General features: G+C 72.2%; 17 protein-coding genes. 10 read left to right on the plus strand and 7 right to left on the minus strand.

Annotated elements, in window-relative coordinates; all coding sequences use genetic code 11:
* Window positions 1-16: 16 nt before the first annotated feature.
* Window positions 17-1,549: an ABC transporter substrate-binding protein gene (locus M3C17_RS00820; RefSeq protein WP_259975714.1), complete on the minus strand. Its 1,533-nt coding sequence runs from the start codon at window positions 1,547-1,549 to the stop codon at window positions 17-19.
* Window positions 1,550-1,760: 211 nt separating this feature from the next.
* Window positions 1,761-2,723, minus strand: a complete 963-nt coding sequence (locus M3C17_RS00825; protein WP_259975716.1) for an aldo/keto reductase — start codon at window positions 2,721-2,723, stop codon at window positions 1,761-1,763.
* A 133-nt stretch (window positions 2,724-2,856) separates the two neighbouring features.
* Between M3C17_RS00825 and M3C17_RS00830 the strand changes: the two genes are divergently transcribed.
* The 6 genes from M3C17_RS00830 (at window position 2,857) to M3C17_RS00855 (ending at window position 9,011) form a co-directional block, all read left to right on the plus strand.
* Window positions 2,857-3,591: an SDR family NAD(P)-dependent oxidoreductase gene (locus M3C17_RS00830; RefSeq protein WP_259975718.1), complete on the plus strand. Its 735-nt coding sequence runs from the start codon at window positions 2,857-2,859 to the stop codon at window positions 3,589-3,591.
* Window positions 3,592-3,666: 75 nt separating this feature from the next.
* Window positions 3,667-4,800: a zinc-binding dehydrogenase gene (locus M3C17_RS00835; RefSeq protein WP_259975719.1), complete on the plus strand. Its 1,134-nt coding sequence runs from the start codon at window positions 3,667-3,669 to the stop codon at window positions 4,798-4,800.
* Window positions 4,801-4,810: 10 nt separating this feature from the next.
* Window positions 4,811-5,773 (plus strand): aldo/keto reductase, encoded by a 963-nt coding sequence (locus tag M3C17_RS00840; protein WP_259975720.1) that lies wholly within the window; start codon window positions 4,811-4,813, stop codon window positions 5,771-5,773.
* Window positions 5,774-5,821: 48 nt separating this feature from the next.
* On the plus strand, window positions 5,822-6,820 hold the full coding sequence (locus M3C17_RS00845) for an alpha/beta hydrolase (protein ID WP_259975721.1): 999 nt from the start codon (window positions 5,822-5,824) through the stop codon (window positions 6,818-6,820).
* Window positions 6,817-7,800: an alpha/beta hydrolase gene (locus tag M3C17_RS00850; RefSeq protein ID WP_259975723.1), complete on the plus strand. Its 984-nt coding sequence runs from the start codon at window positions 6,817-6,819 to the stop codon at window positions 7,798-7,800. Before M3C17_RS00845 ends, M3C17_RS00850 begins: the two co-directional genes overlap by 4 nt.
* Window positions 7,797-9,011, plus strand: a complete 1,215-nt coding sequence (locus M3C17_RS00855) for a multidrug effflux MFS transporter (protein ID WP_259975724.1) — start codon at window positions 7,797-7,799, stop codon at window positions 9,009-9,011. Before M3C17_RS00850 ends, M3C17_RS00855 begins: the two co-directional genes overlap by 4 nt.
* Window positions 9,012-9,054: 43 nt before the next feature.
* On the opposite strand, the gene M3C17_RS00860 is transcribed toward M3C17_RS00855, so the two are convergent.
* Both M3C17_RS00860 and M3C17_RS00865 read right to left on the minus strand, forming a co-directional pair.
* Window positions 9,055-9,720 (minus strand): SDR family oxidoreductase, encoded by a 666-nt coding sequence (locus M3C17_RS00860; RefSeq protein ID WP_259975726.1) that lies wholly within the window; start codon window positions 9,718-9,720, stop codon window positions 9,055-9,057.
* Window positions 9,721-9,751: 31 nt separating this feature from the next.
* On the minus strand, window positions 9,752-10,399 hold the full coding sequence (locus M3C17_RS00865) for a hypothetical protein (RefSeq protein ID WP_259975727.1): 648 nt from the start codon (window positions 10,397-10,399) through the stop codon (window positions 9,752-9,754).
* Window positions 10,400-10,510: 111 nt separating this feature from the next.
* On the opposite strand from M3C17_RS00865, the gene M3C17_RS00870 reads away from it, so the two are divergent.
* Both M3C17_RS00870 and M3C17_RS00875 read left to right on the plus strand, forming a co-directional pair.
* The gene (locus M3C17_RS00870; RefSeq protein WP_259975728.1) at window positions 10,511-11,095 is read left to right on the plus strand and encodes a TetR/AcrR family transcriptional regulator; all 585 of its coding nucleotides are present in this window, start codon (window positions 10,511-10,513) and stop codon (window positions 11,093-11,095) included.
* A 247-nt stretch (window positions 11,096-11,342) separates the two neighbouring features.
* On the plus strand, window positions 11,343-13,334 hold the full coding sequence (locus M3C17_RS00875) for a primary-amine oxidase (RefSeq protein ID WP_259975730.1): 1,992 nt from the start codon (window positions 11,343-11,345) through the stop codon (window positions 13,332-13,334).
* Window positions 13,335-13,354: 20 nt separating this feature from the next.
* On the opposite strand, the gene murQ is transcribed toward M3C17_RS00875, so the two are convergent.
* Together murQ and M3C17_RS00885 are read right to left on the minus strand one after the other, a co-directional pair.
* Entirely contained in the window at window positions 13,355-14,290 is a 936-nt protein-coding gene (murQ, locus tag M3C17_RS00880; protein ID WP_259975731.1) for an N-acetylmuramic acid 6-phosphate etherase, read from the minus strand.
* On the minus strand, window positions 14,280-15,185 hold the full coding sequence (locus M3C17_RS00885) for an N-acetylglucosamine kinase (protein ID WP_259975732.1): 906 nt from the start codon (window positions 15,183-15,185) through the stop codon (window positions 14,280-14,282). The genes murQ and M3C17_RS00885 overlap by 11 nt, the downstream gene beginning before the upstream one ends.
* Window positions 15,186-15,318: 133 nt before the next feature.
* Between M3C17_RS00885 and M3C17_RS00890 the strand changes: the two genes are divergently transcribed.
* Complete coding sequence (locus M3C17_RS00890) at window positions 15,319-16,176, plus strand: MurR/RpiR family transcriptional regulator (protein ID WP_259975733.1); 858 nt, start codon at window positions 15,319-15,321, stop codon at window positions 16,174-16,176.
* Between the two features lie 138 nt (window positions 16,177-16,314).
* Here the strand turns inward: M3C17_RS00890 and M3C17_RS00895 are convergent, their stop codons facing one another.
* Window positions 16,315-17,445, minus strand: coding sequence for a DUF998 domain-containing protein (locus M3C17_RS00895; RefSeq protein WP_259975734.1), 1,131 nt, complete (start codon window positions 17,443-17,445; stop codon window positions 16,315-16,317).
* A gap of 118 nt (window positions 17,446-17,563) precedes the next feature.
* Here M3C17_RS00895 and M3C17_RS00900 point away from each other — a divergent pair, with 118 nt between their 5' ends.
* Window positions 17,564-18,520, plus strand: a complete 957-nt coding sequence (locus M3C17_RS00900; protein WP_259975736.1) for a helix-turn-helix domain-containing protein — start codon at window positions 17,564-17,566, stop codon at window positions 18,518-18,520.
* Window positions 18,521-18,586: the final 66 nt, after the last annotated feature.

Raw genomic sequence — 18,586 nt, forward strand, 5'->3', positions numbered from 1 at the left:
GCCGCCCCGACGGGCGTCAGCCCTTGGTGATGTACCGCAGGGTCGGGAACATCATGCCCACGACCGGCTGCAGCTGGATGCCGGAGGCGGTGTAGTAGATGTTGTTCGCCTGGTACCAGACAGACCACCAGGCCTGGTCGACGAGGGCCTCGTTGAGCTCCTTGACGGCCGCGGTCTGCGCGTCGCCGCGCTCGGTCTGCACCTTCTCCACGAGCGGAGCGATGACCTCGTTCTGCGCGTAGTCGGGCTCCGGGTTGAACCACTGCACGCTGGTGACCTGCCGGGCCACCGTGGCCACGTCGTTGCCGTCCATCGCCAGGAACGAGATGAACATCGGGTAGTTCGGCGCGTTCAGCTGGTAGTCCGGCATCTGCATGTTGTCCCAGGTGACCGTGACGCCGAGCTCGTTGAGGGCCTGCTCCGCCGAGGGCTTCCACATCTCGAAGATGGGCGACATCGGCATGGAGATCGAGAAGCCGTCGGGGTAGCCAGCGTCGGCCAGCAGTTCCTTGGCCTTGTCCATGTTGAACGCGTAGGTCTCGTTCAGAGCGGGGTCGTTGATGGTGCCGCCGTCCGGGAACACCTGGTTGGTGGCGACACCCGCACCGCTGCCGACCGCGGCGAGGATCGCGGCGCCGTCGAACGCGTAGTTCAGCGCCTGACGGACCTCGAGCTTGCCGAGCGGCTCGCTCTTCGCACCGGTGTGGTCGGTGATGACGAGTCCTGCCCAGCCGGACACGCGCTGCGCGGTGTTCCAGCCCTGCTGCTCGGCCTGCTCCAGGTTGGCGACGTCACCGTACTGGACGTTGATCTGTCCGCTGAGCATCGCGTTGTGGCGGGCGGTCGCGTCGGTGATCGGGTAGATGGCGAGCTCGGAGAACGGGTACGTCTCGGCGTCCCAGTGGTCCTCGGCCCTGGTGAAGTGGTACTCGGCGCCGGGAACGCTGGTGGCGCTGTCGAGCACGTAGGGGCCGGAGCCGATCGGCTCGCTGCCGAGCGTGCCCGCCTCGATCGAGGCCGGAGACGCGATGTAACTGCGCCCGAGACCCATGAAGTAGAGGATCGTGTCGTCGCGCTGCGTGAGGACGATGCGCACGGTGTCGTCGTCCACCTTCTCGAACGCGGACACGTTGACGTAGGCCTCGCCCGAGCGGGCGCCGGCCTTGAGGTACTCGAGGCTCGCGATCACCGCGTCGACGTCGACCGGGCTGCCGTCGCTGAACACGGCGTCGGTGCGGATGTCGAGGTCGATGCTGAGGTCGTCCTCGGCGACGGTCCACTCGGTGGCGAGCGAGGGGATCGGGTCGCCCTCGGCGTCGAGGGCGATCAGGGCGTCGTACACCGCGGACAGGTACGGGCCGTCGAAGCCGATGTCGGCGAGTGACGGGTCCCACGACGTGACGTCGAGGAAGTTGCCGATGTTGAGCGCGTCGGGGCCTTCGGCGCCGCCGCCCTCGGAGGGCGTGGGCGTTCCGCCGCCGCTGCAGCTGGTGAGCGCGAGGGTCGCGGCCACGGCTGCTGCGGCGAGCGCGAGGGGCATTCGTTTCATGGTTCCTTCTCTCGGGTGCAGGGGTGGTGAAGAAGGTTCGAAGAGCCGCTGACCGGAGACCGGATCCGACGCCACTTCGATGTGTCGTGCTGGTTAGTCTACATGCGTGGAAAAAGAGCGCAAGCACGTTCTTCGCGAGCGCTCTCCCCGGTGATGTCCGAGCGCGCATCCGGCTTGACCGAGCGCGCAGACACCGGCGGATCCACCCGCGTCACCACACGCCGTCCGGGCGCACGTCGCGGTCGACCCAGCACTCCGCGAGGGCAGCGCGCACCTCGGCACCGTGGTCGCGGGCGAGCGCGAGGGCCGCGTGGTTCTGCTCCAGCTGCGACAGGCGCGAGGCGCCGAAGAGCACGTTCGCGGTGGCGGGATTCGCCAAGCAGAAGGCGATGCCCAAGGCGGCCGGCGTCACGCCGAACTCCCCCGCCACTCGGGCGACCTCGGGGTACACGGCGGCGATCGCGTCGCGGATGCCGCCCACGTCGGCCCCGATCTTGCGCTGCGGCACCCGGCCCGTGGCGAGGATGCCGCCCTCGAACACGTCCGACGCCTGCAGGGTGAGGGTGCCGTCGGCGAACAGTGGCCCGTAGGCCTCACCCTCGGCCATGGCCCGGCGTGCGATGCCGTACTTCAGCTGCGCGAAGCCCGGACCCACCAGTCCGCGGGCTTCGGCCTCCGCGAGCGCGGCGTGCGTATCGGCGATGCGCCAGTTGTTGATGCCCCAGGAGCCGACGAGGCCCTCGTCGATCAAGGCATTCACGTCGTGCACGAGCCGCGGCAGATCGGGGGCGGCGAGGTAGTCGCCGACCACGAGGGTGTCGAAGCGGTCGAGTCCCGCCCGCTCCAGCGACTCGACGAGCTGCGCACGGAAGCCCTGGTTCGGCCAGTCCCACAGCCAGAGCTTCCCGCACAGCACGATGTCGTCGCGGGCGACCCCGCTCTCCCGCAGCGCCCGCCCGAACAGGATGTCAGTGGTCGAGTTCTCGGCGTGCGGGCCCATGTTGTAGTACGCGACATCGAAGAACCCGGCGTCGAGCTCGACCGCGCGGCGGATCAGCGCGACCGCCTCCTCGCGCTCCATGCGGTCCCACGTGTTCCACGAGCCGAGCGCGAGCGGTGGCACGGGCGCACCGCTCGGCACGAGGGGGACGCGGGGGTGGGTGGGTGCGGACATGAACGCTCCTTCGCGTGCGTCGTCTCGTCGTGCGCGCGGTGCTCAGCGACCGGGACGGACAGGGTTGTGTTTTTCTATGGTTGTAGAATATAACGGACACATCCCGTCAGAGCATCCGTCAGTGAGGACGAACATGACCGCATCCCCGCGCCGCATCCTGGTCACCGGAGGAGCCTCCGGGCTCGGCCGCGGCATCGCCACCGCCTTCCGCGACGCCGGGGACGAGGTGTTCCTGGGCGATGTGAACGCCGACGCCGCACAGGCCGTCGCGGCCGAGATCGGGGCGACCGCCCTCGCGCTCGACATCGGCGATGAAGCCTCCGTCCGCGAGGCCGCCGACCGGATCGCCGGCGAGGGCGGGCTCGACGTGCTCGTCAACAACGCGGGCGTCGTCGCCGGCGGCGGCACGCTCCAGGAGGTCCCGGTCGACGCGGTCGACGCCGCCCTGCGGGTGAACGTGCGCGGCACCTTCCTGATGCTCCGCGTCTTCGGCGCGCTGCTCGCCGAGGCCGGCCGCGGCAGCATCGTCAACGTCTCTTCCATCGGCGCGCGGCAGCCCACGCCGGGGCTCGGCCACTACGAGGCCACCAAGGCGGCGGTCGACGCCCTCACCCGCACCGCCGCGATCGAACTCGCCGGCTTCGGGGTGCGGGTCAACGCGGTCGCGCCGGGACCCGTGCTCACGCCGCTCACCGCCGACTTCGCCTCGAATCCCGACGCGCGCGCCGCCTGGGAGTCGCGGATCCCGCTCGGCACCATCGCCGAGGTCGACCAGGTGACGCCGCTCGTGCTGTTCCTCGCCAGCGACGCCGCCAGCCACATCACCGGCGTCTCCGTCCCCGTCGACGGCGGACAGCTCCTCGTCTGACCCACGGCCACCGCCACCGCCACCGCCATCGCCACCGCCACCGCCACCGCCACCGCCACCGCACAGGAGACCCGCATGTCCCTCACCGCTCCCCCGGCTCCGCCCGTCACCGCCCTGCCCACGTCGACGCGGGCTGCCGTGCTCACCGCGCACGGCGAGCCGCTGACCCTGCAGGATCTCCCCCTGCCGGCCGAGATCGAGCCCGGCGCGGCCCTCGTGCGCATCGCCTGCACCACTCTGTGCGGCACGGACATCGAGATCTGGGAGGGCCGGATGACCTTCCCCGGCATGCTGCCCATGGTGCTGGGCCACGAGATGGTCGGCGAGATCGTCGCGACCGGGCCGGACACGCGCGACGCCCTCGGCCGTCCGCTCTCCCCCGGCGACCGCATCGGCTGGTCGGAGTCGACCTGCGGCGAATGCCACGGCTGCGTCGTGCTGCGCGAGCCCGTCGCCTGCTCCCGCCGGGGCTACGGGTTCCTGCAGCGCTCCGACGTGCCCCCGTTCGCGACCGCGGGACTGTCCGAGTACGCCTATGTCACCCCGGGCGCCGCCAAGCTCCTGCTGCCCGCCGCGGTGAAGGACACCTGGGCGTCGATGGCCGGCTGCGCCGCCAAGACCGTGCTCCGCGCGTTCGAGCGCGCCGGCCGCATCCGCCCCGGCTCCCGCGTCGTGGTGCAGGGCTCGGGCGCGCTCGGGATCTTCGCCACGGCCGTCGCGACCATCGCGGGCGCCGGACAGGTCATCACCGTGGGGGCGCCCGCCGCGCGCCTGGAGCTGGCTGCGCGCTTCGGCGCCGACGCCGTCGTCGACTTCCGCGACGGCCCTGTCGTGGAGCAGGTCCTCGACCTGACCGGAGGACTCGGGGCCGACCACGTGTTCGACTTCGCGGGCGCTCCCAGCGTCGGCCCCGACGCGGTCGGCATGGCCGCTCAGCGCGGCACGATCGCGATCGTCGGCTCGACCGGACCCGCCGGGGACGGCTTCCCGCTCAGCACGATCATGGGCAAGGAGCTGACCGTGGTCGGCTCCCTCAACGGCGACATCTCCGACTACGCCCGCGCGATCGACTTCTTCACCGCCTTCGCCGACCGCTTCCCGTGGGACGACCTCTTCAGCGCCCCCGTCGGCCTCGCCGAGGCGTCCGCCAAGATCGCGCACATGCATCACCTCGATGAGGTCAAGGCCGTCATCGACCCGAGCCTCTGAGGAGCAGATCATGACCACCACCCCTCTCCCCCTCCGCGAGATCGGCCGCAGCGGCCTGCACGCCTCCCTGTTCTCGCTCGGCTCGTGGCACACCTACGACCGGATGGACTTCGCCGACGCCGTGACCATGCTCCGCGAGGCCACCGAACGCGGCGTGAACCTGTTCGACGTCGGCGTGTACTCCGCGCCCGGCGCCCCTCCCGTCTTCACCGACGTGATCTTCTCGGCCATGGTGCGCGCCGCCGGCCTGCGCCGCGACGAGTGGCTGCTGTCGTCGAAGCTGTGGCTGGAGGCATTCGGCGCCGACGGGTTCCGCCCGCAGCTCGAGAACGCACTGATGCGGGTGGGCGTCGAGCACGCGGATCTCGTGATCCTCGGCGACCTGCGCCGCGACGACCTCGACCTGCGCGACCTCGTGCTCGACCTCGCACGACTCGCCGATGCGGGACTCATCCGTGCCTGGGGCGTGAACAACTGGTCGGCCTCGAGCATTCAGCGGCTGATCGATCTCGCCGCGGCGGAAGGTGTGGCCGGCCCGCAGATCGCGCAGCTGAAGTACAGCGTCGCCCGGCGCTCGATCCCCGACGGGGAGCCGTTCGCGCGGCTGTGGGAGCAGGGCCTCACGCTGCAGGCGTCGGACTGTCTGGAGGGCGGTGTCCTCGCCGGCACCGTCAACGGCGACCGCCAGATCGGCCGCGATCCCGGAGACATCCGCGAGCGGATCATCGCGGACGTGCCCGCGTTCACCGCGCTCGCGGAGTCGCTCGAGACGACCCCCGCACAGCTCGGCATCGCGTTCACGCTCACCCACCCCGCCCTCACCACGACGCTGTTCGGCGCGTCCCGCATCGCCCAGCTGCACGCCAATCTCGACGCGGCAGCGCTCGTGGATCGCATCGGCGCGGCGGAGCTCCGCCGTCTCGTGGAGCCGTTCTGGGCCGACCGCGGCGTGGTCGATCCCGAGGGCCCCTGACCCCGCTCCGTCACCCGCACCCGTAGCCCCCATGATCCAGGAGACCCGATGACCGCCACCGCCGCCGGCCGCCCCACCCTCACGCCCGTGCCCTTCGATCCCGAGGTGCAGGCCGTGCTCGACGAGATCGCGAAGAACCCGCAGCCCGCCCTGACCCGTGCCACGCTGCCGCGGGTCGGCGTCGACCGGATGTTCCCCGACAACGACGCCGTCATCGCCGGCCGGGCCGTCACGTGGGAGGACCGCGTCATCCCCGGCCCCGACGGCGCGCCGGACATCGAGGTGACCGTGTTCCGCCCGGCGGGCAGCGAGGGCGCCGTGCTGCCCGGATTCGTCAACATCCACGGCGGCGGCATGATCGTCGGCCATCGCTCCTGGGAGACCGGCCGCGTGGTCGACATCGTCGCGGAGCACGGCGTCGTCGCCGTGAACGTGGAATACCGTCTCGCGCCGGAGGACCCCTACCCCGCGGGCGTCGAGGACTGCTACGCGGCGTTCGTCTGGACGCATGCGCACGCCGCCGAGCTCGGGATCGACCCCGACCGCATCGTCGTCGGCGGCGGCAGCGCGGGCGGCGGGCTCACGGCTGCGGTCGCCCTGATGGCGCGCGACCGTCGAGGCCCCGCGATGGCGGGGCAGCTGCTGCTGTGCCCCATGATCGACAACACCAACACCTCCGCGGCCAGCCGCCAGTACGACGGCATCGGCACCTGGCAGCGGGACATGAACCTGCTCGCCTGGTCGTGCGTGCTCGGCGACGACCTCGCGTTCAGCGTCGAGGCCCCCGCCTATGCCGCCCCGAGCAGGGCCACGGACCTGTCCGGCCTCCCGCCCGCGTACATCGAGGTGGGCGAGGCCGAGATGTTCCGCGACGAGGACACCGCCTACGCCCTCGGCATCTGGGCGACCGGCGGTCAGGCCGAGCTGCACGTCTGGGGCGGCGGCGCGCACGGATTCGACATGTACATGCCGGACGCCGAGATCACCCGCGCCGCCCTCGCCGCCCGGGCCTCCTGGCTGCGCCGCATCTGGCGGGCCGAGGCATGACCGCGCCGCGCCCCGTCCCCTACGACCCGGAGCTCGTCGCCGGGCTCGACGCCTTCGTCGGCCTGGTCGAGATCATCCCCCTGCGTGCGGACACGATCCACGCGAACCGCGACTACTTCGCCACGATCATCCCACCGATGGCCGTGCAGGCCGAGGGCCGCGCGGTGACCTGGGAGGACCGGGTCATCCCCGGGCCCGCGGGCGCACCGGATATCGAGATCACGGTCGTCCGCCCTTCCCGCCCCGCGACGGGGTCCGCACCGGCGGTGCTCTCGATCCACGGCGGCGGCATGGTGCTCGGCACCCGGTTCTTCGGCACCGCCGAGCTGATCGACCTGGCCGAACGGCACGGGGTGGTCGGCGTGGCCGTGGAGTACCGCCTGGCCCCCGAGCATCCGGGACCGGCGCAGGCCGAGGACTGCTATGCCGCGCTGGAGTGGATGGCTGCGCACGCCGAGGAGCTCGGCATCGATCCCGACCGCATCGTCGCCTCCGGGCAGAGCGCGGGCGGCGGGCTGTCGGCCGCGGTCGCCCTGATCTCGCGGGATCGCGGAGGCCCCCGCCTGGCCGGACAGCTCCTCGGCTGCCCCATGCTCGACGACCGCAACGAGACGCCGTCGGCCCGGCAGTACGACGGCTTCGGCGCGTGGGACCGCAACAACAACGACACCGCGTGGGACGCGATCGCGGGGACCGACCGCTTCACCGACCGCGTCTCCCCCTATACCGCGCCGGCCAGGGCGGCAGATCTCTCCGGACTCGCCCCCGCGTTCATCGAGGTGGGCGCCGCCGAGACGTTCCGCGACGAGGCCGTCGACTATGCGCTGCGCATCTGGGCGACCGGCGGTCAGGCCGAGCTGCACGTGTGGGCGGGCGGGTATCACGGGTTCGCCGGGTTCTCGCCGGACGCCGAGGTGTCGCGAGCCGCCGTCGCCGCGCGCGAGAGCTGGCTGCGCCGCGTGCTGCGCCTGGACGGATGAGCCTCCCGGCGCGGGGCGGCCCCGCCCGCATGGGCACGCTCAAAGCGATGCTGGTGCTGGGCATGCTGGAGGCGTTCGGACCGCTGTCGATGGACCTGTACCTCCCCCAGCTGCCGCAGCTCGCCGCGTCGCTCGGCACCACCGAGGCCCTCGCCCAGGTCACCATGTCGGCCTGCATGATCGGGCTCGGGCTCGGCCAGCTGGTCGCGGGTCCGCTCAGCGACCGGCTGGGACGACGACGCCCGCTGATGGCGGGAGTGGCGGCATTCGCCGTGCTCTCGGCCGTGTGCGCCGTCGCGCCCAGCATCGAGCTGCTGCTGCTCGCCCGCTTCCTGCAGGGTCTCGCCGGATCCGCCGGCATCGTGATCTGCCTGGCGATCGCGCGGGATCAGTTCGAGGGCGTCGAGCTGTCGCGCATGCTGTCGCTGCTGTTCCTCGTCTCGGGCACCGCGCCGATCATCGCGCCCGTGGTGGGCGGTCAGCTCGCGAGGGTCATGGACTGGCGCGGGATCTTCGGCGTGCTGGCCGGGATCGGCGTGCTGCTGCTGGCGGTGGTCGTGCTCGCCCTGCCGGAGACGCTGCCGCCGGAGGCGCGGCATGGCGGCGGTCTGCGCGCCCTCGGCGGACATGCGGGGGCGGTGCTGCGCGACCGGCTGTTCGCCGCGGTGCTGTGCGCCTCGGCGGGTGGCGGCGTGGCGTTCTTCACCTACCTGTCGATGTCGTCGTTCGTGCTGCAGGACGAGTTCGGGCTGAGTCCGCAGTCGTTCAGCCTGGCGTTCGCGGCCGGGGCGCTCGCGAGCATCGCCGGCAGTCAGACGAGCCGTCTCGTGGTACGACGCTGGGGCCCCCTCCGGGTGTACCTCGCCGGTAGCAGCGCGACGCTCCTGGCCACCGCGACCTTCCTGGTGCTCGCGCTCGCAGGCACGGGGGTGTGGGGCGTGGTCGCCGCCCTCGTCGGCTTCATGCTGTGCTCGGGCCTCGGCGGCCCCAACGGGCAGACGCTCGCGCTCGCGCATCACGGCTCGCGCGCGGGCACCGCCTCGGCGCTGCTGGGGATGTCGACCTTCCTGTTCGGGCCTGTGCTCGCACCGATCGCGGCCGGAGTCGGCGGCACGAACGCGGTGACCATGGCCGTGACCATGACGCTCGCCGCCGCGGTGGCCGCCGTCGCCGCGTGGGGGTTCGTGCGACCCGCCGCACGGCCGCAGTGACACACGTGGTCGGGCGGCCTCAGTAGCGGGCGGCAGCACTCCCTCAGTAGCGGGCGGAGAAGGCGCCGTCGGACTTCAGCAGCTGCCCGGAGATCCAGCGGCCCTCTTCGGAGACCAGGAACTCCACGACCGCGGCGACGTCTGCCGGGCGCCCCAGCCGGCCGCGGGGCGTCATCGCGGTGAGCGACGACCTGGTCTCATCGTCCATCCAGCCCGTGTCGACGGGTCCGGGGTTCAGCACGTTCGCCGAGATGCCGCGCGGGCCGAGCTCGCGCGCGGCCGAGATCACGAGCCGGTCGAGCGCGCCCTTCGAGGCTCCGTAGGGGAGGTTGCCCGTCACGTGGTCGCTGGTGAGCGCCACGACGGCTCCGCCGTCCTCGCCGATCTGGCGCGCGAAGGCCGCGATGAGGAGCAGGCTCGCGCGGGCGTTCACGGCGATGTGCCGGTCGAAGCTCTCGGCGGTCGTGTCGAGGATGCCCGACTCGACGTCGTGGGCGTGGCTCAGGATCAACGCCGAGACCGTGCCGTGGGTCGCGGTGACCTCGGCCATCAGCGCCTCCGGACCCTCGGGCGTCGACAGGTCGGCGAGATGGTCGGCGTCGCGCAGGTCGCTGGTCACGACGGTCCATCCTGCCCGTCGGAGTCGCGGCACGATGCCGGCGGCGATGCTGTTCGCGCGCGCAGCGCCGGTGATCAGGGCGAGGGGCATCCGCTCACGCTACCGGAGCACCGCGCACCGCTCAGCCCGCAATACACATCGCGGCAACCCCCGCGGCCATCGCCCACGACTCGGTGGCCAGCAGGCGCGCTGTGCGGCCATGGTGCAGCGAGGGCGCGAGCCACGCGGAGAGCACGGTCCACAGCACCATTCCGGCGCCGCCGACCAGCACGAACACGGATAGCACGCCATCGAGCCCGTGCCCGGCGTGCCCGGTCACCGCGGACGCCACCGCGCCCATCGCATCCGACGCCGCACCCCCGGCGACCGACGCCACCGGGTCGGCGACCGCCGCCGCTGTCACCGCCTCGCCCGCCGCCTGCGCCGCCACTGTCACCGCCTCGCCCGCCGTCTGTGCCACCGCCCCCTGAAAAGCGCACGCGGCCATCACGAGCGACACGAGCGCGCGGTGGCAGCAGGTCGCGGCTGCGGCCGTGCCGCGCACGCCCGCGGTGCCGAGCATGCCGGAGACCAGGAGCACGGCGCCCAGCGCCAAGGCCGCGAGCGGCTCGAGCGGCGCCACGGCGAGCAGCAGCATCCCCGCCGCCATGACGAGGGCGGACTGCCTCCCCTGCCAGGGCACCGCGCGCCAGGCGCCCAGGCACGCAGCGGCCGAGACGAGAGCCGCGAGGGCCATCAGCCACGATGCTGCGGGGACGAGGTGTTCCACAGCCGCAGTATATTGATCGCTCGCTCAAAATAGCTAGACCCCCAGCGCGCCGCCGACACGAGTCAGGATCCCTCGCGGGCAGCCAGGGCGACGATGCGCCAAGATGGGCAGGTGCCCCGCATCGTCGACCACGATGAGCGCCGCCGGCAGATCGCCGAGGCGCTGCTCGCCGTCGCCGCCCGCGACGGGCACGAGAGCGTCTCCTCCCGCGCGGTCGCGAAGGAGCTGGGCGTGGCGACCGGGTCGCTGTGGCACTACTTCGACGGCTTCGACGATGTGGTGCGCGCGGCCGCCGCCGAGGTCACCCGCCGCACCGACCAGCGCATCGCCGACGCCACGGAGGGGCTCCGCGGGCTGGCGCGACTGGACGCCCTCATGCGCGAGGTGCTGCCGGTCGACGAGGGCACCCGCACCGAGGCGCATGTCGTGGTCGGCTTCTGGGGTCGCCTGGCCACGCTCGCCGCCACCCCCGATGCCGCCGCCCCCACGCTCGCGACCTGGCAGGACAGCATCCGCCTCGCGCTGACGGAGGCCGTCGACGGCGGCGAGCTGCGCGCCGACACCCCCACCGACGCGGTGATGGCGCTGCTGCGCTCGATCACCTACGGGCAGCAGATCGTCGAGGTCACGGAGCCGCAGCCGCCCGCCGCGCACCTCGCCGTCCTCGACGGCGTCCTCGCCCCCTGGCGCGTCTGACGGCACGGCTCGCACGCCACCGTCGTCCACCCCACGCCTCCCCCGCGTCCACCCCACACCCCCATCGCCCCCACCCCACGCCCCCGCCGCGTCCACCTCGCCGCCCGTCCCTGACATCCGCCGCACCCACTCCGGCGTCCGGTCGCGCCCACCCCGCGGATCCGGCGCTTGTGCGGGCGCACCGGCCGGGCCTATCATCGTGCCAACCCGTTTCTTGAGCGTTCGCTCGAAAATAGTGAGGTCGACGATGTCCCACCATGCCCCGCAGCCCGTCGCGATCGAGAAGATCGCCGTCCCGCACCCGCTCGACCCGCTGACGGGCGAGGAGATCGCCGCCGCCCGTGCGGTGCTCGACGCGGCAGGCCTCCTCACCGAGACCACGCGCGTGCCCATGCTGCTTCCCGACGAGGCGACGAAGCAGGAGCTCGCGGCCTGGCGCCCCGGCGCTCCCATCGACCGCCGCGCGGACGTGACACTGCTCGACACCGCGACCGGCGTGGCCACGGAGGTCGTGGTGTCGATCACGCGCGGCGAGGTGCTCAGCCAGGAGCGCGTGCCCAACGACGCCCCTCCCTACGGGCAGCCGCAGTACCTGTTCGAGGAGTACGAGCGGGCCGAGGCGATCGCGAAGGCCTCCCCCGAGTGGCAGGCCGCGATGAAGCGCCGCGGGCTGGAGGAGCACATGGCTCTGGCGTTCTGCTCCCCGCTCGCCCCCGGCTACACCGGCCGCGCGGACGAGGTGGGGCGCCGCGTCATCCGCTCGCTCACGTTCCTCAAGTACGACGAGCAGGATTCGCCCTGGGCCCACCCGGTCGAGGGCCTGATCGTGCACATCGACCTCACCGCGAACGCCGTGATCCGCGTCGAGGACGAGGGCGACGTCCCCGTGCCGGCCGGACACGGCAACTACTACCCCGAGGTGCAGGGCGAGGCGCGCACGACCCTCAAGCCGATCGAGATCACCCAGCCACAGGGCACGAGCTTCGGCGTCTCCGGCTCCCTCGTCGAGTGGGAGGGCTGGTCGATGCGCGTCGGCTTCAACGCCCGCGAGGGCCTCGTGCTGCACGAGGTGACCTTCCAGGGCCGCTCCGTCCTCCACCGCGCGAGCGTGCCGGAGATGGTGGTGCCCTACGGTGACACGGCACCCGGCCGCTTCTGGATCAGCTACTTCGACGCCGGGGAGTATCTGCTCGGCAAGAACGCCAACCACCTGGAGCTGGGCTGCGACTGCCTCGGCGTGATCCGCTACCTCGACGGCTACGTGGCCGACGACCACGGGCACCCCGTGCGCATCCCCAACGTGATCTGCATGCACGAGGAGGACTACGGCATCCTCTGGAAGCACACCGACCTCGCGGGCCGCTCCGACGTGCGCCGGTCGCGTCGCTTCGTGATCTCGTACTTCTCCACGATCGGCAACTACGACTACGGCTTCTACTGGAACTTCGGGCTCGACGGCTCGATCGAGGTGGTCGCGAAGGCCACCGGCATCGTGTTCGTGGGCGCCGGGGAACCCGGCGTGCGGCAGAAGCACGCGACCGAGCTCGCACCAGGGGTCTTCGCCCCGGTGCACCAGCACCTGTTCTGCGCGCGCCTCGACGTCGCGATCGACGGCGACGACAACCGGCTCGTCGAGGTCGATGCGCAGCGCGTGCCGATGGGACCGGACAACCCCTTCGGCAACGCGTTCACGTGGTCGGAGACGGTGCTGGAGACCGAGCACGCCGCGCAGCGCGAGGCGGACTCGTCCGTGGCCAGGGTGTGGGAGGTGCAGAGCGCCTCGCGGACCAACCACGTGGGTCGCCCCACGGCCTACCACCTGGTGCCGGAGCCGACGGCGCTGCTGATGGCCGACCCCGCATCGTCGGTGGCCGCGCGGGCGACGTTCGCGACCAAGCACCTGTGGGCCACGCGCTTCGAGGCGGGCCAGATCTGGCCGGCCGGCCGCTACCCGAACGCGCACCAGGGCGGCGCGGGGCTCCCCGCGTACACGGCGGGCGACCGGCGCATCGACGGCGAGGACATGGTGCTGTGGCACACGTTCGGCCTCACGCACTTCCCGCGCCCGGAGGACTGGCCGATCATGCCCGTGGACTACGCGGGCTTCTGGTTCAAGCCGTACGGCTTCCTCGACCAGAACCCGGCGATGGACGTGCCGGAGTCGTCGCAGGCCCACGGCGGCAGCGCGGCATCCGGCTCCTGCTGCGGCGGCGGCGGCGCCTGCACCTGCGGGCACTGACCGCAGGAAGCGGGCTCGGGTCAGGCGAGGGCGGCGATCGCGTCGCGGAGGATGCCGTCCGCGCCGGCGAGGGCGTCGGCGGCGGTGTCGGCGGGCGCGTCGGTGGCCAGCATCAGCAGGGCGAGCTTGACCGAGCCGTCGGCCTGCCGGAGCGCCGCGGACGCCTCGTCGACGCCGACGCCCGCGAGCTGCGAGACCGTGCGGATCGAGCGGGCGTGCAGCTTCTCGTTCGTCGCCAGCAGGTCCACCATGACGCCGCGATAGGTCTTGCCGAGGTTGATCATGGAGAGCGTGGTGAGCATGTTCACGACGAGCTTCTGCGCTGTGCCGGACTTCAGGCGCGTCGAGCCGGAGATGAACTCGGGCCCGGTGACGACCTCGATCGCGATCTCCGCCGCCGCGCCGATCGCGGATCCCGCGTTGGAGGCGATGGCGACCGTGAGCGCGCCGACGCCGCGGGCATACTCCAGACCGCCGACCACGTACGGCGTGCGGCCGGATGCGGAGATGCCGACGACCGTGTCGCGCTCACTGAGACCCAACTCGCGCAGCGAGACACCGGCGGCCTCCTCGTCGTCCTCGGCGTTCTCGACGGCGGAGCGGATCGCGGTCTCGCCGCCCGCGATGAGGCCGACCACCATGGAGGGGTCGGTGCCGAAGGTGGGCGGGCATTCGCTGGCGTCGAGCACGCCGATGCGTCCGGCGGTGCCGGCGCCGATGTAGATGAGTCGTCCGCCACGACGGAACCGCTCGGTGATGCCGTCGACGGCGGCGGCGATCTCGGCGGCCCGTTCGGCGACCGCCTCCGGCACACGCCGGTCCTCGGCGTTCATGCGCCGCACGAGCTCGGCGGTGCCGAGGAGGTCCAGATCGCCCCGCTCGGTCGTCGACGCCTCGGTGTCGAGGGTCTCCAGCACGGAGAGGAGGGCGGCCAGGCGGGAGTCGTCATTCGGCACGGTGCACGAACCTTTCGTGAGGGAGGTCGAGGCGGCGGGTCAGCAGCAGCGCGCCGGCGAGGGCATCGCCCCGTGCCGGGACGACGCGGCGTCCGGCCGCTTCCAGGGACGAGGTCAGCGCCTCGCGGAACCAGGGGTGATCGACGAGCCCGCCGTGCAGGACCACGTCGTCCGTGACCGCGGACGCGGCTCGCGCCGTGGCGGTGAGCAGCCGGACGCCCTCCGCCACGATCGCCCGGGCGACCGCGTCGCCCTGCGCTGCCGTGTCGAGCACGAGGGGCGCGAGCGTGGCGAGGCGTCGGGCGAGGGGGCCGTCGCCGGCGAGCCACGCCTGCACCTCGGCGGCGGAGCCGACCGGGGTCGCCAGCGCCGCGGTGAGCGCGGTGGGTTCGCCGAGGCCGTCCGCCGCGCGCAGCAGGGCGCGCAGAGCCTCGCGTCCGAGCCAGGAGCCGCTGCCGAGGTCGCCGAGCTCGGGGCCCCAGCCGTCGATCAAGCGCGCTCCGTCGCGGTCGATGCCGAGCGCAGCAGCGCCCGTCCCGGCGATCAGCAGGACGCCGGGAGCGCCGCCCAATGCGCCCGCGTGGGCGGTGACCACATCGGAGGCGACGGCGACGCGCGCGCCCGTCCTCGACGCGAGCGCCGTCGCGAGTTCTGCGGCCGCCGCGGGGGCGAGCCATGCTCCGGCCGCACCGACACCGAGATCCGTGAGGTCGTCGAGACCGTCGAGCAGCGGCAGGATCGCGCCGAGCGCGGCGTCCACTCCGCCGGCGGCCGCGAGCCCGGGGGCGCCGACCCCGGAGCGCTCGACGCGGGCATCCACACGGGACTCGTCCTGCGCGAGAAGGCGGCACCGGGACTTGCCGAGGTCGACGGTGGCGGTCGTCGGCGCGCTCATCGGCCCTCCTGGGTGCGGTCGGATGTAACGAAAAGAGACTACATGCGAAGTAGACTCACTGAAAAGAATTTACCATTCTTGTCACGACCCCCGTCACGACATACTTGAGAATCGCACATCCCCGGAGGACCGATTGAGCATCCAGTCGACGATCGAAGCGGCCGCATCGACGCTGCCGCCCTCGCTCGCCCGTATCGCCACCGTGGTGCGCGAGAACCCCTCGATCGTGATCGACAAGACCATCAACGAGCTCGCCGAGGAGTGCCAGACGTCCGTGGCGTCCGTCGTGCGCTTCTGCCGCGCCATCGGCTTCAGCGGCTATGCCCCGCTGCGCATGGCCCTCGCCACGGAACTCGGCAAGGAGGCCGCGCAGTTCTCCGCGCGGGGCGCCTTCGGCTCGGAGATCTCCGACGAGGACACGCTGCAGGAGGCCGTGTCGAAGCTCGCCGCGCTCGAACTCCTCGCGATCGAGGAGACGGTCGCCCAGCTCGACTTCGAGGTGCTGGATGCCGCGATCGACGCGATCGACCAGGCCGACCGGATCCTGCTCTACGGCATCGGCGCCAGCCAGTTCGTGGCGGAGGACCTCGCCCACAAGCTGCTTCGCGTCGGCCGCAACGCGCACGTGCTGGCCGACCCGCACGAGGCGGTCGCCGCGACCGTGCTGCACGCGGCGCCCACCGTCGCCATCGGCTTCTCGCACGCCGGCTCCACGATCGAGACCGTGCGCTTCCTGGAGACCGCCCGCGCCAACGGCGCCGCGACCGTCGCCGTCACCTCGGCCAAGGACTCGCCGCTCGCGCACGCCGCCGACCACGCGCTTTTCACGGAGGTCCGCGAATCCGCGTTCCGCGCCGGCGCCATGGTGAGCCGCATCGCCCAGCTCACCCTCGTGGACTGCCTGTTCATCGGCGTGGCCAAGCGCCGCTATGCCGAGACGGTCGACGCGCTGCGACGCACGCGCCAGGCCACCCACGTGCTGCGCGACTGAGGCCGGACGGTCCCACACTCGGACGGGCGTCCCGCCCTCCGGCGGTCAGCGTCCCAACCTCGGCCGGGCGTCCCACGTCAGCCGCGCGCGGAAGCGGTGTCCGGCGCCCCGCGCACCGTGCCCTCCGGCGCGGGCGCCTCAGTCCGGCGCTACAGTCGCGGTGGGGGTGCTCTCCCGCAGGACGCGCGGTGTCCCGCCAATCGACCCCGCCGTGCGCAGGAAAACGATGATCCAGCTGAAGATCAGGACCGCGGCGATCAGCTCGACCGCGGTGAGGTTGTAGTACCCCACGGCGAAGAACGCCGCGAGCAGCGCGATCACCAGCACGTACGCCCAGCCGAAGGCGACGAACACGCGCGGGATGCTGTGCAGGAACCAGGGCAGTCCGACGACGACCACCGCGAACACCACGGCCATGCCCGTCGCCACGGTGTTGTGCAGCAGGAAGAACTCGTCCACGGGGAAGATGCCGACGCACGCCAGGAACAGTCCCATCAGGATGAGTCCGCCGCGCACCACCCGGCGCCCGCGGCGGTCGACCGGGTCGTCCACGGGGAGCCCGGCCGTGGCATACCGCGAGATCGTGGTGACCATGATCCCGGCGATCACGAGCGTCACGTTGAACGCCGCCGAGGAGCTGTTCGAGCTCATGCCCAGCGCCGACAGGTTGTCGCGCCACCAGTGCACGTCGCTCGACGCCAGCATGCTCGCGAACGCCCCGACCACGAGGAAGACCGCCAGCACGAGGGACAGCACCATCGGCGTGAGGGCGACCGCGCTGAGGAAGCACACGTACGCGGTGAGCGCGAAGGCCACCGCGACCAGGATCGCACCGGGGAACGCGAACACGGGAGCATCGACGAAGCTGCGCTCCAGAAGCTCGGCGATGCCCAGCCAGCCGAGGTAGGCGATCGCGGCGTGCGCGAAGGCGATCGCGGTCAGGTCGTACCAGCGCAGCCGGTCGCCCGGCACGCTGAAGCCGTCGCGCGCGGCCGCGGGGTCCGGCGCCTCCGGGCGTACCGCCAGCCGCCCCAGCGCGAACGAGATCGCTGCGGTCGCAGCCCCGCCGTATGCGGCGAACGCCCCGATCGACCCGGCTCCGCTGATCGCCAGCTCATGCCCCCAGAACACCGGGAGCGCCACGGCGAACCCCGCCACCAGGAAGGCACCACCCACGATGAGCGCCGTCGCCTCGTACACCGCCTCGGACGCCGCCGGCCCTCGCACCTGGCGGAGCACCTGCACGATCCGATCAGCGAGAACCCTCATCGCCCCGTCCGTCACGGTCCACATCCTAGGAGGCATCCCGTTCGCGCGCCGCCGGTGATACCATCGCGGAACGGATCGTATACAACGTCGTCGTTCCACCAGCCCGAGGTGATCAGTCATGAACGGTGCACTCGCCGCCCCCGCCGAATCGGTGTCCACGCTCGTCGCGCGCAACATCAGCGACTTCCGCGCTGCCGTGTCCGAGTCGTTCGTGCCGCTGCAGGTCTCCACCGGAGGCCCCGACCACTTCCGCGGGGTGATCCGCGGCGCCTCCGTGGACGAGGTGCACGTGAACGACATCCGCGCCACCTCGCACGTCGTCGAGCGCACCACCGAGCTGATCGCCCGCGGCGACCGCTCCTACTTCAAGGTGAGCCTGATGCTCGCCGGCACCGGTCTGCTGATCCAGGACGACCGCGAAGCCGTCCTCCAGGCCGGGGATCTGGCCGTGTACGACACCGACCGCCCGTACTCGCTCGTGTTCGACCAGGACTTCCGCACCATGGTCGTGATGTTCCCGAAGCACCTCATCAGCCTCCCGGCCGACATGATCGGGCAGCTCACCGCCGTGCGCATCTCCGGCCAGGAGGGTCTCGGCGGCATGGTCGTGCCCTACCTGACGCAGCTCGCCGGCAACCTCGATCAGCTCGCCGGCACCACCGGCGCCCGCCTGGCGCACAGCGCGCTCGATCTGGTGACCACCGTGTTCACGCGCGAACTCGGGCTCGACCAGGTCTCGGCCGATCCGCATCGCGCGCTCATGCAGCGCATCCGCTCGCACATCGACCGCCACCTCGCCTCGACCGACCTGGGCCCGGCGACCATCGCGGCCGCGCACTTCATCTCCACCCGGCACCTGCACGGGCTGTTCCAGGAGCAGGGCGTGACCGTGTCGACGTGGATCCGCACCCGGCGGCTGGAGCAGTGCCGCCGCGACCTGCTCGACCCGATGCTCGCCGACCGCCCGGTCGCCGCGATCGCCGCCCGCTGGGGCTTCGTGGACGCCGCGCATTTCAGCCGCGCCTTCAAGTCCGCCTACGGCGTCTCGCCCAGCGAGTACCGCTCCACGCACTGACGCGCGCCTCCGCCTCGCGCACCGGCACCGGCACCGCTCCGCACCGTCCCGTCGCGCGCTTCCCCG

The sequence above is a fragment of the Microbacterium sp. p3-SID336 genome (assembly GCF_025143365.1).
In the GTDB taxonomy this organism is placed as follows: Bacteria; Actinomycetota; Actinomycetes; order Actinomycetales; family Microbacteriaceae; genus Microbacterium.

Excerpts from the sequence above, each read along its gene's own strand:
- M3C17_RS00895 (WP_259975734.1), bottom strand. The coding sequence starts at position 17,445 with ATGAGGGTTCTCGCTGATCGGATCGTGCAGGTGCTCCGCCAGGTGCGA.
- M3C17_RS00850 (WP_259975723.1), top strand. The coding sequence starts at position 6,817 with ATGACCGCGCCGCGCCCCGTCCCCTACGACCCGGAGCTCGTCGCCGGG.
- M3C17_RS00820 (WP_259975714.1), bottom strand. The coding sequence starts at position 1,549 with ATGAAACGAATGCCCCTCGCGCTCGCCGCAGCAGCCGTGGCCGCGACC.
- M3C17_RS00900 (WP_259975736.1), top strand. The coding sequence starts at position 17,564 with ATGAACGGTGCACTCGCCGCCCCCGCCGAATCGGTGTCCACGCTCGTC.
- M3C17_RS00855 (WP_259975724.1), top strand. The coding sequence starts at position 7,797 with ATGAGCCTCCCGGCGCGGGGCGGCCCCGCCCGCATGGGCACGCTCAAA.
- M3C17_RS00875 (WP_259975730.1), top strand. The coding sequence starts at position 11,343 with ATGTCCCACCATGCCCCGCAGCCCGTCGCGATCGAGAAGATCGCCGTC.
- M3C17_RS00860 (WP_259975726.1), bottom strand. The coding sequence starts at position 9,720 with ATGCCCCTCGCCCTGATCACCGGCGCTGCGCGCGCGAACAGCATCGCC.
- M3C17_RS00840 (WP_259975720.1), top strand. The coding sequence starts at position 4,811 with ATGACCACCACCCCTCTCCCCCTCCGCGAGATCGGCCGCAGCGGCCTG.
- M3C17_RS00885 (WP_259975732.1), bottom strand. The coding sequence starts at position 15,185 with ATGAGCGCGCCGACGACCGCCACCGTCGACCTCGGCAAGTCCCGGTGC.
- M3C17_RS00830 (WP_259975718.1), top strand. The coding sequence starts at position 2,857 with ATGACCGCATCCCCGCGCCGCATCCTGGTCACCGGAGGAGCCTCCGGG.
- M3C17_RS00825 (WP_259975716.1), bottom strand. The coding sequence starts at position 2,723 with ATGTCCGCACCCACCCACCCCCGCGTCCCCCTCGTGCCGAGCGGTGCG.
- M3C17_RS00835 (WP_259975719.1), top strand. The coding sequence starts at position 3,667 with ATGTCCCTCACCGCTCCCCCGGCTCCGCCCGTCACCGCCCTGCCCACG.
- M3C17_RS00845 (WP_259975721.1), top strand. The coding sequence starts at position 5,822 with ATGACCGCCACCGCCGCCGGCCGCCCCACCCTCACGCCCGTGCCCTTC.